17 protein-coding genes and 2 pseudogenes are annotated in these 15825 nt (G+C 46.5%); 11 read left to right on the forward strand and 8 right to left on the reverse strand.

Features of this window, described 5'->3' with window-relative positions:
* Window positions 1–60 precede the first annotated feature (60 nt).
* Window positions 61–333 (reverse strand): site-specific integrase, encoded by a 273-nt coding sequence (locus JFN88_RS13780; RefSeq protein ID WP_199019888.1) that lies wholly within the window; start codon window positions 331–333, stop codon window positions 61–63.
* A 94-nt stretch (window positions 334–427) separates the two neighbouring features.
* Here JFN88_RS13780 and JFN88_RS13785 point away from each other — a divergent pair, with 94 nt between their 5' ends.
* Together JFN88_RS13785 and JFN88_RS13790 are read left to right on the forward strand one after the other, a co-directional pair.
* Window positions 428–862, forward strand: a complete 435-nt coding sequence (locus JFN88_RS13785) for an ArpU family phage packaging/lysis transcriptional regulator (RefSeq protein ID WP_199019889.1) — start codon at window positions 428–430, stop codon at window positions 860–862.
* Window positions 863–1418: 556 nt separating this feature from the next.
* Window positions 1419–2655, forward strand: a pseudogene (locus tag JFN88_RS13790) (transposase).
* Window positions 2656–2677: 22 nt separating this feature from the next.
* On the opposite strand, the gene JFN88_RS13795 reads toward JFN88_RS13790, so the two are convergent.
* Window positions 2678–3694: a S66 family peptidase gene (locus JFN88_RS13795; RefSeq protein WP_199019890.1), complete on the reverse strand. Its 1017-nt coding sequence runs from the start codon at window positions 3692–3694 to the stop codon at window positions 2678–2680.
* Window positions 3695–3919: 225 nt separating this feature from the next.
* On the opposite strand from JFN88_RS13795, the pseudogene JFN88_RS13800 reads away from it, so the two are divergent.
* The 3 genes and pseudogenes from JFN88_RS13800 to JFN88_RS13810 all read left to right on the forward strand — a co-directional run bounded on the left by JFN88_RS13800 (window position 3920) and on the right by JFN88_RS13810 (window position 6480).
* Window positions 3920–5130, forward strand: a pseudogene (locus JFN88_RS13800) (IS701 family transposase).
* 337 nt (window positions 5131–5467) lie between these two features.
* Window positions 5468–6187 carry a DUF6060 domain-containing protein gene (locus tag JFN88_RS13805; RefSeq protein ID WP_199019892.1) on the forward strand — a complete coding sequence of 240 codons (720 nt, stop codon included), beginning with the start codon at window positions 5468–5470 and terminating at the stop codon, window positions 6185–6187.
* Between the two features lie 62 nt (window positions 6188–6249).
* Window positions 6250–6480 (forward strand): hypothetical protein, encoded by a 231-nt coding sequence (locus JFN88_RS13810; RefSeq protein WP_199019893.1) that lies wholly within the window; start codon window positions 6250–6252, stop codon window positions 6478–6480.
* A gap of 92 nt (window positions 6481–6572) precedes the next feature.
* Here the strand turns inward: JFN88_RS13810 and JFN88_RS13815 are convergent, their stop codons facing one another.
* The 3 genes from JFN88_RS13815 to JFN88_RS13825 all read right to left on the reverse strand — a co-directional run bounded on the left by JFN88_RS13815 (window position 6573) and on the right by JFN88_RS13825 (window position 8917).
* Window positions 6573–7037, reverse strand: coding sequence for a NucA/NucB deoxyribonuclease domain-containing protein (locus tag JFN88_RS13815; protein WP_233167839.1), 465 nt, complete (start codon window positions 7035–7037; stop codon window positions 6573–6575).
* Between the two features lie 284 nt (window positions 7038–7321).
* Entirely contained in the window at window positions 7322–8545 is a 1224-nt protein-coding gene (locus tag JFN88_RS13820) for an aspartate aminotransferase family protein (protein WP_199019894.1), read from the reverse strand.
* 168 nt (window positions 8546–8713) lie between these two features.
* Entirely contained in the window at window positions 8714–8917 is a 204-nt protein-coding gene (locus JFN88_RS13825) for a hypothetical protein (protein ID WP_199019895.1), read from the reverse strand.
* Between the two features lie 207 nt (window positions 8918–9124).
* Here JFN88_RS13825 and fucU point away from each other — a divergent pair, with 207 nt between their 5' ends.
* Together fucU and JFN88_RS13835 are read left to right on the forward strand one after the other, a co-directional pair.
* A complete protein-coding gene (gene fucU, locus JFN88_RS13830) occupies window positions 9125–9559 on the forward strand; it encodes an L-fucose mutarotase (protein ID WP_199019896.1) in 435 nt (144 codons plus the stop codon).
* Window positions 9560–9576: 17 nt separating this feature from the next.
* Window positions 9577–10407 carry an amidohydrolase family protein gene (locus JFN88_RS13835; RefSeq protein WP_199019897.1) on the forward strand — a complete coding sequence of 277 codons (831 nt, stop codon included), beginning with the start codon at window positions 9577–9579 and terminating at the stop codon, window positions 10405–10407.
* An 87-nt stretch (window positions 10408–10494) separates the two neighbouring features.
* On the opposite strand, the gene JFN88_RS13840 is transcribed toward JFN88_RS13835, so the two are convergent.
* A complete protein-coding gene (locus JFN88_RS13840) occupies window positions 10495–10722 on the reverse strand; it encodes a 3-dehydroquinate dehydratase (protein ID WP_199019898.1) in 228 nt (75 codons plus the stop codon).
* Between the two features lie 294 nt (window positions 10723–11016).
* Entirely contained in the window at window positions 11017–12006 is a 990-nt protein-coding gene (locus JFN88_RS13845; RefSeq protein ID WP_199019899.1) for an aldose 1-epimerase, read from the reverse strand.
* 174 nt (window positions 12007–12180) lie between these two features.
* On the opposite strand from JFN88_RS13845, the gene JFN88_RS13850 reads away from it, so the two are divergent.
* Complete coding sequence (locus JFN88_RS13850; protein ID WP_199019900.1) at window positions 12181–13029, forward strand: sugar phosphate isomerase/epimerase family protein; 849 nt, start codon at window positions 12181–12183, stop codon at window positions 13027–13029.
* Between the two features lie 141 nt (window positions 13030–13170).
* Here JFN88_RS13850 and JFN88_RS13855 read toward each other — a convergent pair whose 3' ends face one another.
* Complete coding sequence (locus JFN88_RS13855) at window positions 13171–13971, reverse strand: VLRF1 family aeRF1-type release factor (protein ID WP_199019901.1); 801 nt, start codon at window positions 13969–13971, stop codon at window positions 13171–13173.
* A gap of 156 nt (window positions 13972–14127) precedes the next feature.
* On the opposite strand from JFN88_RS13855, the gene JFN88_RS13860 reads away from it, so the two are divergent.
* The 3 genes from JFN88_RS13860 (at window position 14128) to JFN88_RS13870 (ending at window position 15488) form a co-directional block, all read left to right on the forward strand.
* On the forward strand, window positions 14128–14709 hold the full coding sequence (locus JFN88_RS13860) for a thioredoxin family protein (protein WP_199019902.1): 582 nt from the start codon (window positions 14128–14130) through the stop codon (window positions 14707–14709).
* 270 nt (window positions 14710–14979) lie between these two features.
* A complete protein-coding gene (locus JFN88_RS25000) occupies window positions 14980–15321 on the forward strand; it encodes an RNA polymerase sigma factor (protein ID WP_199019903.1) in 342 nt (113 codons plus the stop codon).
* Complete coding sequence (locus tag JFN88_RS13870; RefSeq protein ID WP_199019904.1) at window positions 15273–15488, forward strand: hypothetical protein; 216 nt, start codon at window positions 15273–15275, stop codon at window positions 15486–15488. The genes JFN88_RS25000 and JFN88_RS13870 overlap by 49 nt, the downstream gene beginning before the upstream one ends.
* Window positions 15489–15825 lie beyond the last annotated feature (337 nt).

Consider the following 15825-nt stretch of genomic DNA (forward strand, 5'->3'; position numbering starts at 1 on the left):
GGTATATCGGTTCCGTTTTTCCATGGCTTCATTATAACTTATTTTTTCCCCTCCCGTGTCTCAACCTATGGGAGCATTATAGATCAGCTCACCGCGCCGTTTACTTCCAATCATCGCTCCTAGAACGAACAATCTCCATTTACGTGCTTCTTGATAAAGGGCAGCTATTACTTCTCGGGCTTCCTCTTCATCGTAAAATTCAAATTCCGTTTGCTCAACCTTCGGCTTTTTCACTTTGGTCATAGTATTTTCTTTAATGAGTCCCCATTCTTCAACTCGACTGAGAATGTTTTTAAGCACCCGATGGATGTATTGAATCGTACCAAGCGACAAAGTGTCTCCTTTCCCGTCTTTTCGAGGACAGCGGGGGACCATCAATTATTAAAACTCACCACTATATTATCATAATGAAAGCGGTGGGGATACAATGCAAAACAGACAAGACATCTATAAGGTTGACGAGGCGGCGACCCGGGCGGCGGTCGAGGAGTATCTCCTGCAGGCCCGGGAGTACACCGTTACCGAATATATACCGGAGGAAGCGAACGTTACCGCTTCTTACAGCAGCATCCCCCGCAGCACTACCAATGTTACCAGTGACCAAACGGGGGATCTTGCCAGTGCTAATGTGGACGAGCCAGAGCGCCGCCGGCAACATGTGAAGCGTGCGAACCAAGCTATTGATCGCCTGGGAGCACGCCAGAAGCGATTGATTCGTATGCGCTACATGGATGATGATGACGTTCTTGATCTGGACGTTGCAGATGAGATGGACATGAGCCCGCGGCACTATCGACGTATCAAATCAGTAGCGCTCTACCGACTGGCTACGGCTCTTGGTTTGATCGTTGTAATCGACTAATCCAATGCAAAAATAAACTTGAGGTTGTTCGGTGCGAGGCTAAGGCGTTGGTTTTTAACTCCCTCCTTTGGAGTTTCTTAGCGACCATTCGTTTTTAAAGACCGCATTTACAAGAATTAGTATCGCAATTAAGTATAATAGATAACGTAACGAGTGCCAGTACACAAAAGGAGACGGATCAATAACAGTTGTATCTTTTAATAAATAAGGTATAGCAATGTTAAGAATAGAGCCTAATAAGAATAAAGAGAATACAATTAACATTGTCCAATTCTTTTTTTTGATGGTTAAAAAAACTCCAAAAAGTAGGGCCAAAACATATAATCCTTGAAAAACAAATATAAGCATATTCTCCTCCAATAATTCATTAGTAAGTTGAATAGATATACTCGCAGTAAAGATAAATCATACAAAGAGTCGTTTTATTATAAGTAGGGCTTGCTGAATACTGAAAAAAGTCTTATTTCACAAGGGTTATCAGGCGGTTTTGGCGAATATAACTGCAAGGGAATTATGCAAAAACGCCCAAAAACCTTGCAGACGGAGTTGACTGAACGTGTTTGTGACAAACCGCGATAGGGATGATCTTCTGAAAAACTTCCACCTCCCCTTCGGAGGAAAACTGAATCCCCAGAATCGCTGGGTGAAGCTGGCGGCAATGATCCCTTGGGATCAGGCAGAAGAGAAATACGTGGACTCGCTCGGATCGCCAATGGTTGGTCAACGTGCGTATTCGGTGCGTATCGCGCTTGGTGCGCTAATCATCAAGGAGCGACTTCGACTGAGCGACCGCGAACCAACACTTCAGATTGAGGAAAATCCATATTTGCAGTTCTTTCTCGGCTACACGTCCTATGTAGATCAAGAGCCTTTCCACCATTCGCTTTTCACGCTTGGGTTTATTAAACCATAGCCGTGAACTCCTCGAAGCCATCATTGATGAGCTGCATCGTCCACACATTGGAACGCTAGAGAAGCCGCGTACGTATCGTGAGAAAGCTAGAAAACAATATCTGCTTGTGTCCAAACAGCGTAAAGCATCAGGCAAGGTCATCCGTAAGGCGATCCGCAGACAATTGGGTTATGTCGGTCGGAATCTGAGAACGATCGCAGTGCTCATGGAACATACGCCCTTGTCGGAGTTAAGCAGAAGACAGTATCGCCAATTGCTTGTCGTCTCGGAGCTCTACCGCCAGCAAAGAGAGATGGCCGTGATGAAGCGCCATGCTGTTGCTGATCGGATTGTCAGCATTGAACAGCCGCATGTCCGCCCCATCGTTCGTGGCAAAGCCGGAGCGAACGTGGAGTTTGGAGCGAAAGTCGCGGCTAGCCTGGTGAACGGGTACGTGTGGTTGGAAACAGCGCAGTGGGACAATTTTAACGAAGCCACAACGCTAATCGCCTCTGTCGAGGGTTACAAGCAGCGGTTTGGCTGCTACCCGGCAGTCATTCTGGCAGACAAAATCTATCGAAATCGCGAGAATCTGAACTTCTGCAAGGCGCGTGGAATTCGAATGAGTGGACCTAAGCTTGGTCGACCGACCAAGCAGCATTCGGAAACCACAGACCGCAAACAAGAGTACCAGGATGCTTCACAGCGCAATGCCATCGAAGGCAAGTTCGGTGAAGGCAAACGCCGTTTTGGTTTGGACTGCATACGCGCACGCGGTGCTCAAACCAGTTTGTCCGTCATCGCCATCCAGTTTTTGATTAGGAATCTGGAGAGGCGGCTACGGAGCCTCTTTGCGCTTTTTTTCGGTATTCTGCGTTTCTACGGACTACGCCTTGCGTAAAGGGTTGTTCAGCAAGCCCTAATTATTGATTAAAAGATTGCTTTACGGAGCCTTTGCCATCTTTTATTTCAATCTCAGCATATGCCCCGTTTATAAAAGTTATTTGTGGTGGAACATGACCACAATCAATATCGTAAATTATTGGAATCTGCAATTCCTCATATAGCTCTTTGTAAATATCCTCCGCTGTATAATTGTCAATAGGTTGATTTGCATCGCTTCTTCCAAACAGAATACCCGAACAATTATCAAACCAACCTGCTAACTTCATCTGAACCAACGTTCTGCGTAAATCCGTTGTCGATAGTTCGCAATTCTCTAAATACCATAAGATGGGTTCATTATTTACACAATTCTTTTGAAAATGTGGTACATCACCAAACGGTGTGCCAATTAAATGTCTTATCACATCGATACATCCACCGAGTAAGCGACCGTGTATTTTTACATTAGTATCTTGAATAGTCTTCCAACACGTTTGTTCTGTTAAATGAAAGACACATGGCGAAGGATCAGCGTGTTTCCATTCCTTTTGATATTTCTCCGATGAATATTGAATGATTGATTCGCCAGTTTTAGTTGATAAGACAGATTGCCACATTGCAGTTGTGCTATCAGAAAAATCTCCACGTAAATCAACAAGATTTGTACCATGAGCAGTTGCTATGCCTGTTTTTAAGGTGATTGCTAACAATAATACACTTGTATCTGAATAACCTAAAATCCACTTAGTCTTAAAATTTTCAAAATCAATGTATTCAAGAATTTCGATTAAAAGTTCGCCACCCCAAGGTGGGATGATAATACTAATGTGATCATTTCTCATCATTTCATTGAATTCAGTAGCACGTAATTTAGCTGGTGAAGACTTTGCCTTTTCTTGAGTCCAAACCGTTTCTCCACAAGCAACGTTGAATCCCTTCATCTCCATACGTTTGAAGGAAAGTCTGAGCATATCGTGTAATTCGACCTTTACCCCTGACGAGGGTGCTGTTACACCAATTGTTGTTCCTTCTTTCAAAAACGGATATCTAATCATTTGAATCAGCCTCCCTAATTTGAGTTATTATATTGTGAAAATTTGTGTGATGCAATATCTTTTAACGTTTCATATTGGGTTGAAACGGTCTGATTCTTTTAGTTTTACTATAAATGAGTAAATTTTCTTCCAGTAAACTGTAAAATCAAAAAGAATAGAGACAAAGCGTTCTCCTTGTGGTAAAAAGTAGTCACCACAACAACCTATACCTCAGGAGGATTAGCTATGTCTCATACCGCCATCGTACCCGATCATGCCCCGTTACGCAATTATTTGTTGCCGCACCGGTTGCCGCTTTATTATTCCAAACCGGTGATGGTGCATATTGAGACGTACATGGCGGCCGCCACGGCGAAAGGATTTCGCGGTAAAGTGGTCGATCTGGCCGAATACAGTGATCGCCATCGTACGACACTCGGTCATTTCTGGCGGAAGGCAAGTGGGATGAAGCGGTGCTGCAAAACAAAGTCAAGGCGGAATCCCTTCGCCAGGTCGTTGAAATCGCCAACCGCACGGGTGAGCCGTTGTTTGTGATTCATGAGGATACGATTGTGAAGAAGACCAAGCCTTCGTCACGGGCGGCGTCTCCGATCGAGCGAACCGGCTTTCATCATTCCCGTTTGGAAGGCAAAGTCGTTTGGGGTCATCAAGTGCAAGCCACGGTCGTCCAAAGCAACGGTATTTCATTGATCCATTCGCTTGATTTGTACGACAAAACGAACGCACATCCCGATGGCACCGTCTACATGAAAATCGATCGCCTATGCGACATGGCGTCAACGCTTCCGCTTCCCCCGCACAGCGGCTATGTCCTGGTGGATGCCTGGTTTACCACCACGCGCGTCATCGACCGTTACGCCGCCGCAGGTTATCACCTGATTGGCGGCCTGAAGACCAATCGGATCCTCTACCCGCAGGGCATTCGCATGTCCGTTCAGGAGTTTGCCACGCACATCCGGAAGGAAGACGTTCGCCTCGTGACCGTGAACCATGCTTCCTACTGGACGTATCGGTATGAAGGTGCGTTGAACGACATCGACAACGCCGTTGTTCTGCTGTGCTGGCCGGAGCATGCTTTCGGCGAATCGAAAGCGCTGCGTGCTTTCCTGTGCACAGACGTTTCTTTGGAGACGGAAACCATTTCAGCTTATTACGCCAAACACTGGCCGATTGAGATTTTTTTCCGCTAGTCCAAGAACAACCTGGGCTTCGATACGTATCAGGTTCGTTCAGCCACCGCCTTTATCCGCCTATGGGCATTGTTGGCTTGGACGCATTTATATTGCACAACAGGCTTGGGGCAACTTAGTTCGTTTGGCGACCGAATTGCGTGCCGTTCGTAAGCAAATCCAACTGATCGGCTTCAGTTTGTCTACGATTGCGAACAAAGAGGCGTTCCTTTTCACATGGTTCGTGAAAAGTTTAAGTTGGCTTAACTCTAATTGGATATTTTTGTATCCTTTTTTGCTCATTTATAGAAAAAATAAGTAAGTGGAGCATAAGGAATTGTATTTAGAAGACACAACAGATATTTTCACTTAGATGAGGTCTATTGCTTTTATGGATAAGAATTTTGGATTTCAAAAAATAAATAAATTAACTTTAAATGAGACTTTTTTCATTATTAACAAATCATGGAATCTATGTTATATTAGAAGTATAATATTTAATTCTAAAGTATTAAGGATTGAACAGCTGGCCAGCTTTCAATATATATGAACTAGGGGATGAATATAAAATGAAAAAAAATTTCTTCAATTAGGCTTAGTTACATTGTTATTTGTTAGCCTTATCGCACCTGTCAGTGCCCAAGAACAAGTTTCGGGAGATTTTGGTTTAAGAATCGTTTATAAAGATGGGGAAAAGGTGTTGGTTGACGACAAAGAGAACTTAACTTATATACAGGCATTTTTAGCCGACGGAACTCCAATTACGCTAGAAGAATATAAAGTGGAGCTAGAGAAGGGGCGTTTATTTCAAAGTCAGAACGAACCTGATTTTAGATTTGAAAAGAATAACAGTAAATCTAGAGAGATTAATCCTTTAAATGCAGTAGATATGAGTTACTTTACTAAAACGGATAGTTGGTCTGAGCTTATGACACCTCAAAAAGCCAGTGCCACAGTGGACTGCAGAAATTCGGCACAAGCATGTCCAATTTCGAGTTCAACTTCAATTACTTCTACTGAGACATGGACAGCTGGTCTAACAGCAGGTGACAAGTCTTATGTAAAAGCAAGCGCTGGTTTTCAATGGGCTAGTTCCTCGTCTTCACAGTTAAATTATACCTTATATGTTCCCAATACAAAAAAAGGGTACCTTACTTTTGCTCCACGCTATAATTTTGTAAAGGGGGATATCACTTATATAACTTGTGTACCGGTAACAGGATGTCAAACATATGGGAACAAAAATGGGGTATGGGGTGGATCACCAGCTAAGTTGTCAAGCGGACATGCAGATGGGGTATTTGCACTAGCTTATGAAAATTAAATAATTTGTACTGCAGGATTGGGATATTACCCAATCCTGTATATCTATAGGAAGGAGAATACATGATGTTTGTAGCCTTGATAATCATTGGTTTTCTAATGGTCACATTAAGTGGATTTGAGAAAATTATAATTTACTTGAATTTTGCTGATAGAGTGGGAGATATTGCGGCTTTGAAAAATGTAGTCCCCGACTATATATGGTTAATTACAAATTTAACGTTTTTCTGCGGTGTTGTTTTAATAGTAGCTGGATTAGGCTTTTATATAGCAAGCCCGAAAAACAAGAAATAAATAGTTGTATAGGATACTGCTGTGCAGATTGATGTTGGTATGAATTGTAATTTGAAATAAGTAAATCAGGGGGCCATCCTGTAACCATGGCCCTACTTCAAAACTTCATCCATGCCTTCTATTTGAAAAAATACTCTTGTCCCGTCCGCGTAGTTCTCGAGCTTGTTGCCGACCCATGAGCCTGCTCCGCGATTGTCCGCAGGGCTTATGTATTCAATGTCTGCCCCTTCCCCGCCTTCTGTACACATCGCCATTGGCCACTCATCCCGGTCGTGTCCCTTTTTTGTTGGGACCCCTTGAAGCGACTTTCTGCGATTTTCCTCTGCGCCCTCACGATCGATCGTACATATCGGTGAGAATCCTTTGCTGACAGCACTTTGGATATGGGCAGCAGTCTCAGGATATTTGTCGGAAGGAAAGTCGATCCATACATCATATTCAAGATTCCCCGCTGGTCGATGGACAGATACGGGGTCTTCCAGTTCAGGAAATACCGTTACACCTAAATAAACCGATGCTGCGGCAAGAATGACCCAGATCAGTTTCTTAAATTGCAATACAAATTCACCTCCTATTCATGTTGATGTAAACCCTGCTGCACAGGAGTCTATCATAAGTTCTTTGATCAGGAACATACGTTCTAGCATATCACATTTCAGAGGGAAGTAGCAATGAAAGAAAGACCGCGTGCGATATCATTGTCCTGTTACTCGCGCGTTATTGTGATTTCAAAAGTAAAGCCGTATCCGATTCAAGTTAGCGGACACGGCTTTCTATGTTTAACCAAAATCGCTGAATTTGCCCGGATTTGCTCCAAAATCAAATACGATGGTATGACTCGTTAAGAAGCGGCGATGCCGATTTCCTTGCAAGCTTCCGCGAGTATAAGCAGCATCTGATCGATGTCTGCTGTTGCAACGGTCAGTGCGGGCATTAGTCTGATCACGAACGGGGAAGGAGAGTTAATGATCAATCCTTTATGCAGACACCGCGCGACAAGTTCCGCTCCGACGGGAGCGGGAAGGTCAAAGGCAGTCAGCAGCCCCTTGCCGCGAATTTTGGAAAGCCCGAATGTCCCGCTCAAGCGTCGGAGCTGCAGAAGTAGATACTCCCCTTGCATATGTGCGTGATCGCCAAGCTTGCGGTCAATCACTTCTTGCACAACAGCCCGCCCAACGGCCATAGCAAGCGGCTGCCCACAGTACGTACCGCCCTGGTCGCCTGGTTCAAACAGATCGTACTGCTTCTTGGTCAGCATGGCAGACAGCGGAAACCCACCCCCGATCCCTTTCCCCAAAGTCATAATATCCGGTTCGACCCCGTAATGCTCATAGGCAAACATGCGGCCTGTTCTGCCGATTCCGGTCTGTATCTCATCAATAATCAGCAAAATTCCATAAACATCACAGGCTTTGCGCAGTGTCTGCAGGTAGCTCTGATCGACAATGTGGATGCCGCCTTCCCCCTGGACAAGTTCCAACATAATCGCACAGGTATTTTCGCTGATCGCTGCAAAACAGGCATCCAGATCATTGATTGGAACATGACGAAATCCGGATACTTTCGGCTCATACAGGTGATCCCATTGGGACTTGCCGGTTGCTGACATTGTGGCCAGTGTGCGTCCGTGAAAGCTGTTTGTGAGCGTAATGATTTCGTAAGCGCCGTTAAGCCGGACTGCTCCGTATTTTCTAGCCAGCTTGATAGCACCTTCATTCGCCTCAGCCCCACTGCTCGCGAAAAATACTTTATCAAAGCATGATATATCGGTAAGCAGCTTGGCGAATTCAAGCATCGGTTTATTATAAAAAGCAGGACTGGAATGAATGAGTGTTCCCGATTGCTCTTTCAGTACATCCTGAACGACCGCAGGGGAGTGTCCCAGACTAGTGACCGCCCAGCCCCCGGAAAAATCGAGGTACGCATTCCCTTCCGTATCCCACAGATACATGCCTTCTCCGCGCTCCATAATCATTTTCGGCCGATTTGCGGTGAACAGCAACGATTGTTCTGCTTCCTCAGAAATGTCTTGTTCCTTTTCCTGTGTATCTAACGTTTGAAGCATAGGATAAACCTCCCGCCAATTCGTTATGTATAAATATACATCATTATTAATTAAAATACAACATATTGCGCAAGAGATTTTAGATCCTGCCACGCTCAAAGGCCGATCTATGTTTACATTCGGTATTTTATTCCCCATTTACGATGATGGATATGTACGTGGAGGCAATCATTGTGTTAGCTTCTGAGTATCATCAAAGGAAGCATCAAGCTTGGGAGATAAGTGTTCAGCTTTTTCCCGAGGGGCGGCAAGTGCTTTCTGCTGGAACAAGTCAAATAAAGCCTTTTCAATCAAGTGCGGGGGAAGCTCACGAATTTCAATCCGGATCTTTTCGGATTTTTTAATGCCGGATTGCGGTTTCCTAGTTTTCATTTTAAAAAATCCTCCTAAATAGTAGTTGCAGTAACAATTGTCACACAAATAATTGTGAAAAGCTGTAATCCAAGTTACAAATTTACTTGATTCCTAATTCGCTCCGAAATGCACCAAATTACGATTCCGCTCTATCCGTGATGCGATTTGTGTACAATCCTGCTACAATAAGAAGACAGCTTACAACAAGAAAGGGGTATTCAATACATGCTGATCGGAATTCCGAAGCAAATATCACCGGAGCTTTTAAAGGTACTCATGGAGATGGGTCATGGGGATGAGATTGTATTGTCAGATGGGAATTTTCCCGCCGCCAGTCATGCCAGACAGTTGGTCCGCTGTGACGGTCAAGGCACAGCCGAACTGCTGGACGCCATATTGCACTTATTCCCGCTCGATCAATACGTTAGCCAACCAGTGGCTTTGATGGATAAAGTAGTCGGCGATTCAGTGGAAACACCAATTTGGAAGCGATATCAAGAAATTATTGCTGAGCGAACAGGTCAGGAGCCAAGCTTCGAGATGGTGGAACGATTCGCCTTCTATGAACGGGCCAAATCCGCCTACGCCATTGTTGCGACGGGGGAAGGCGCGCAATATGCGAATCTGATTTTGAAAAAGGGTGTCATCACCGGACAATAAGAGGGGGCTAGCTACAAATGCGCATTGATGCTCATCAGCACTATTGGAAAGTCAGCAGGGGAGATTACGGGTGGTTAACGCCGGAGCTGTCGCTGCTGTACCGGGATTACTTGCCGGAGGATTTGCGGCCGCATCTGCGCAAGCATGGGTTGGACAAGACGATTGTCGTGCAGGCCGCCCAGACGCTGGAGGAGACGGATTATCTGCTGGAGCTGAGCAGCGCTGAGGATACGATTGCGGGTGTTGTTGGCTGGCTGGATCTGAACAATCCTAACTATCAGGACCATTATGAGCGCTTTAGCCGCCATCCGAAATTTGTCGGCTTCCGGATCATGATTCAGGAGATGGCGAATGCGCAGGACATTTTGCAGCCGCATTTTGTGGAGGCGGTCCGCTATTTTGCGGAGCGGGATATTCCGGTGGATCTGCTCGTTCTGTCCCATCAGCTTGATCCGCTGGTGAAGCTGCTGGAGCAGGCGCCGGGGCTGCGGGGGGTTATCGACCATATTGCCAAGCCGAAAATTGCCGCTGGCGAGCTGCTTCCCTGGAAGGAGCAGATGGCCGTAATTGCTTCGCATCCGAAGCTGTACTGCAAGCTGTCGGGCATGGTGACGGAAGCGGATCATCAGCAGTGGAAGCCGGAGGATTTTACCGCCTACATCCGACATGTGCTGGAACTGTTCGGTCCGCAGCGCTTGATGTTCGGGAGCGATTGGCCGGTATGCCTGCTTGCGGCAAGCTATGATGAAACGATGGATGTGCTGCAACTGGCGCTGCCGGATGAACTGAGCGCTGCTGACAAGGAGCGGCTGTTCGGCGGTACAGCGGCGGAATTTTACAAGCTATAATCAAAAACAAGCATCCCCTGATCCAGGCCGGGTGGCCGGGCGGGGGATGCTTGTTTTTGGAAGCAAGGGATTTGCTTCAGTTATGTTTTAGTATAGAGAAATCGTCAATGTATCTTTTTCATTGATGGCATGCAGGGTAGCTTCGCTGCCTACAATTTCAACGCTGATCAGGGAGCGCAGACAGTTTTTCAACGCATTTTTGCCAGTTTCCCATTTGCGGTTCAACGTTTGGGCCAGCTTGTCCAATGTTTTTTTGTTCGATTCGGTAATATAGACAGGGATCGTTTTATTTTGAAATAGAATCATCGTTCTCATCTATCATTCACTCCAATAACTATTTAATAGGATTTGAGAACAGTATAAAGCTTGAATATTAAAAAAGCCTTAAATTCGGTTTACAAAATTGTGATAATTCTGAAATATAACGCGCAATTCAAGTTGGAGCGAGCTGTGATGTTGTGTGGGATGATCACGATGAGGTCAGGATGTGCAGTTTTCGAAATGAAATGTACAGGCGCCGAAAAGAGCTGGTAGCGGGGATGCTCTTCTCGGCTTCCTGTGTGCGGTGTTGCGAAGACTCTTCTATGCTGTGAGGATGTCCGGATTCAGTTATTCGGCAATCAGGCTTACATCAATACGTGTCTCGGCGCGGACCTGATTTCCCGGTGCAAGGGCACGGAAACCGGTTAGCTCATCAGGCAGCTGAAGATGCGGAGCATTCGTTACCCACGTATACGGCTCCGGGCACAGGTAGCCGGCTCTGGAATCATTGTTGTAGACAACCCACTGTCCAAATTGGCTATCGCCGCTGTATGTAATTTGCAGGCCGGTATCCGGGTCGGTAATAACGGCTTCGCACTTGCCGTTCTGCGGGATCTGGAAGACTGTATCGAGCGGCAGGCCGTTGAGTGACATGCCTTTGTTCAACTCTTCCCCATAAGGAATAGCTTGGAGCTCTCCGGTTGGCAGCAAGCGGTCGGTCAGCTCCCAAATCTGATCGGTCTCCAGCTTGAACGTGCTGCGGTTGTTTTGTGTGTTTCCGTTCAGTGGAAAGTTGAAGGTCGTATGGTAGCCAATTCCCCAAGGAAGCGGCTCTTCATCCAGGTTGTCCAGAATGAAGCGCTGAGTAACGGATGCGCCTTCGAACACAAATTGCAATTTGGCTGTGAAATGATGCGGCAGCGCTTCAAATACAGCGGGAAGCTCTGTGGAGTCCACGGTTGTTTCCACGATTACTTGCTCACCTTGCACCTCAGCCAGATGAAGCGTCCATGGCTCATTGATCAGCACACCGTGAATGTGGTTGCCGCGATGGGATTCGTTTAGCGGGAAGCGATACGTCCGTCCGTTGAATGAAAATTCCCCGTTGTCAATCCGGTTTGGCGGGAACAGCACCGGCGTGCCGTACAGCACGGAAGCAGACAGAAATTGCTCGCGTGTTTGCGGGGAGCGAAGCAGTGCCGTTTCACTTGCCCGCCACTTCAGCTCCAGCAGATTGCTGCCCCACGAAGGTACGATAACCGCTTCTAATTCAGGAGTCAGCACATGAATTGCTTCTTCCCCCAGATAGTTAATTTTCTCAACTGACACTTTGCTCATCCTTTAATCAACCTTTCTGTGCAGTTCTGTCTCTATCTTAATTCGATTCCTGCCGGTCATATTCCTTTCATTAGCATACGAGAATTTGAAAAGATTTAAGACGAGCAGACTGCATTTGGTTGCCTTCTATTCTATAATGGGAGAAGGGTTATGATCATAAGGAGGCTGGATGGTGTGATAAAGGGATTAACGAGAGCAGGAACCGGGCATGGAGAAACGGCGGAGCAGTTCATCCGCAATGCAGCGTCCTATGGTTTTGGCGCTGTAGATTTGGGCGGAGATGAGCTAGAAAGCTGGGCGCAGGAGGCTGGCTTGGAAACTGCGAAAGGGCTGCTGAAGGAGCTGGGTGTAGTCGTAGGCTCGATTCATCTCCCGGTAGACTGGCGCTCCGACGAGGAAACATTCCGCTCGGGACTCGCTGATCTCGCCAGACATGCTCAGTGGGCAGCGAAGTTTGGCGTGGACGCTTGCTGCACCTATGTACTGCCGGCAACCGACTACAAGTCCGCGCATTTTACGGCGCTTGCCACACGCCGCCTTCGAATTTGTGCAGATATCCTGGACGGTTTTGGAGTGCGGCTTGGTTTGGAATTCGTCGGTCCGCATCATTTGCGTACGAATTGGGCGAATCCGTTCCTGTGGACGATGGAAGAGACGCTCGACTGGATTCAGGCTATCGGCCGCGCAAATGTAGGGCTGCTGCTCGATGCTTACCATTGGCATACAACAGGGGGAACCGTGGAAGATCTGCTCAATCTGAAGCCTTCGCAGATTGTCCATGTTCATATTAATGATGCGAAGCCGGTTCCGGTAGAGGAAGCGCTTGACAATGACCGTCTCTATCCGGGAGAAGGTGTGATCAATCTGGCAGCATTCGTCCGTTCACTTGCGCAGATCGGTTACCAGGGGGCGGTCTCCCAGGAGATTCTGACTTCCGGGCCGTCCGGACAGACGAATGAAGAGCTGTATATCCGGTCTGCGGCTGGCTTCGCCAAGGTGTTCCAGGCGGCTGAAGTGGAATAGGCCAAGCTTGGAAAATAGCATACGGGTATGCGAAAAAGACGGGCAAGGGCGATCAGGCGTGCTTGCTGCCCGTCTTTATGGAAATAGGAGTCTACTGATTTTTAAACGGCATCTATTCCTGCGGGAAATGATATCCGGCAATCAGGCGCGTCCCGCCGAATAAACTTCTCTAATGACTTCGTGAGAAGGAACACGATTCATATTTTTGGAGATGACACGCGTCTTCATGGGTTGAAATTCCCGGGAAAGCTCTGAGGCAAGAGATTTTTCCCCGGTAAAAATCAATTCCTGCCACTGCTTTTGCTTCTTGAACCGTTCAATAACGGGAACAAGTCGCTTCATCCAGCGTTGGCGATGCACATCCATGCGATCATGGAAGCGTTCTCTCTGTGAGCTGCTGGAAGCCTCACGGATGGTGGCCGCCACGCCTTTATATTCCTTCCAGTCCTCATTATCGGCATTCCATTCGAAATATACTTCTTGCTTGATTTCCCCTAGTATAGTGTCGATGACCGCTACGGAATCATGTCCCACTTGAATGATGCCGGCAGCAGGATAACGGCGGAGCAGTTCTTTCAGTTCTTGAAGGCGAGGTTCTTTTTCCCAATAAAAACGGTTAGGCAGCGGCGCTTGAAGCGACTCGAAAAATAGCAGGACACCGGAATCTTCGGCAACGATCACCAATCCATTTTTAAATTCCTGCCTTCTGTTATCCAGTTCGGCCTCAATCTGTTTTTGGATATTCAACAGCTGCCGGACTTGCTTATCGTCCCCTGCTGCCTTTGAATATTCAATCAGCTTCTTCATGCCGTTCTTCAGTCGGATTTTCCATTGTTGCGGCTGGTTGCCTGTAGGCGCTGTGTTCAGGTACACGGTCAAAAAACGTTCCGATGAATGAGTCGGGTAGCTCTCAAGCTTTTGGCACTTCTCAACTAATTTCATTGGACTTTAACCTCCTAAGGGAAAGTTACAATCTATTACCCTTTCTGGACGGGGTGAAACGCTAGAATTCCACAATAGACAGCGGGTTAACCGTTTGTTATACTCTAGCGAGAAAAGAAAATTTTGTAACTTAAAATCGCGAAAGGTGGATGAAACATGTCTTTTACATTGCCAATCGGCGCACAAGCACCTGATTTTTCTCTACCTGCCACAGACGGTAAAACGTATTCGCTTCAGGATTTCGCGGATGCCCGTCTGCTGGTCGTATTTTTTACGTGCAATCATTGTCCTTTTGTTGTCGGATCAAATGAAGTAACCAGAGAAACTGCCCTGAAGTATGCGGATCAAGGCGTGCAATTTGTAGGTATTAATTCGAACAGCGTGAATACAAAGCCGGATGACTCGTTTGAGAAGATGGTGCAGGTGATAGAAGAGGAGAAATTCCCATGGGTGTACCTGCATGATGAAAGCCAGAGCATTGCGAAGGTCTACGGCGGCCTCAGGACGCCGCATTTCTTTGTGTTTGATGAGGAACGCAAGCTGCAATATACCGGGCGCGGAGTAGATAACCCTCGGGAAACAAGCAAAATCACAGTGAATGATCTGGACCGGGCTATCTCCGAGGTGCTGGCTGGATCAGAGGTATCCGTGCCGCTGACGAACCCGATCGGCTGCAATGTCAAGTGGGAAGGCCAGGACGAGCATTGGATGCCGGCTGAGGCCTGCGATCTCGTATAGTAGAACTCATATAGTAAAGATGGCTGTGCTCTTTTTAGGGCACAGCTTTTTTGTATTTGTTCGCGAAACGCCGCTGTGTCTGTTAGAAGCGAAACAATCGTTTACGATTGGAGTCCCCTTAGAAAGGTCCGCGAGATTTACAACTGAAGCCTTATTTCACAGGTCGATTATAAATGTTAGAATAGGAACAAATGTTCTTATTTTGGTTGTGAATTGGAAGGCGGATTTTCCCTATAAACAAGAGAACTAACAGGAAGGGGCGGATGATTAGTGAAGAAGCAGCAGACGGTCTATGAGCAGTTCAAGTCAGAGGTGTATCGAATCGGATGGCGGGTGCAATATCGTGCGAAGAAAGTTCGGATTAGGGAAACTTCTTTTTGCGATAAGGAGTCGGCGGCAGTGGACAACTTTACGATGAACAGTGACAACAGGCTGTTGCTAGAGCAGTTAATGGATACGTTGCCGCCCCGGGGCCGGGCGATTATGTACAGGCTTTATATACAGGAGCAGACCGAATCCGAGGTGGCGAGGCAGCTTAATTTAAGTCAACAGGCGGTGAATAAATGGAAGCGAAAAATGATTCAGCAATTATCCCGGACCGTGAATTTCTAGCGCTGCTGCACGCTGCGAGAGAGGATGACGAAGCGGCCAAGCTGCAACTGATCGAGCTGTTCAAGAAGGATATTATCGACTTGAGCCGTTTCATTCATTTGCCTCAGGAGGATGCGGTGTCGGAAATTGTAATGGAGATTTTAGCTTATATTAAAGATTGTGTGTAGTAGGTAATATGACCTATTTTATCTTTAAAAAAATTGGTGTTTTTTACAAATTGATATGCTATCATATAAAAGTCCTAATTTTATCTAGTATATTATACCTATAAGCGGGTGATTGATCTCATCAATGGAAAATGTGTAGTAACGAAGGAAGTATGCCTTTGAGATGCTGACTGCCATTGCCCGAAGGGATGGCAGCTATCGTGCGTTCATAGCAGCGAATAAAGTTTGAGAGTGAAAGAATCGGAGATTTCATCGATGTAGCGTTTGTTGTTTGATCGGATTATTGAAATGGGATGAGGTACTGCTCGTCCCATTTGCCCAGGCGAACGGCGATGGG

Origin of the sequence: Paenibacillus roseus, from assembly GCF_016424485.1 — a bacterium.
GTDB lineage: Bacteria > Bacillota > Bacilli > Paenibacillales > Paenibacillaceae > Paenibacillus_D > Paenibacillus_D roseus.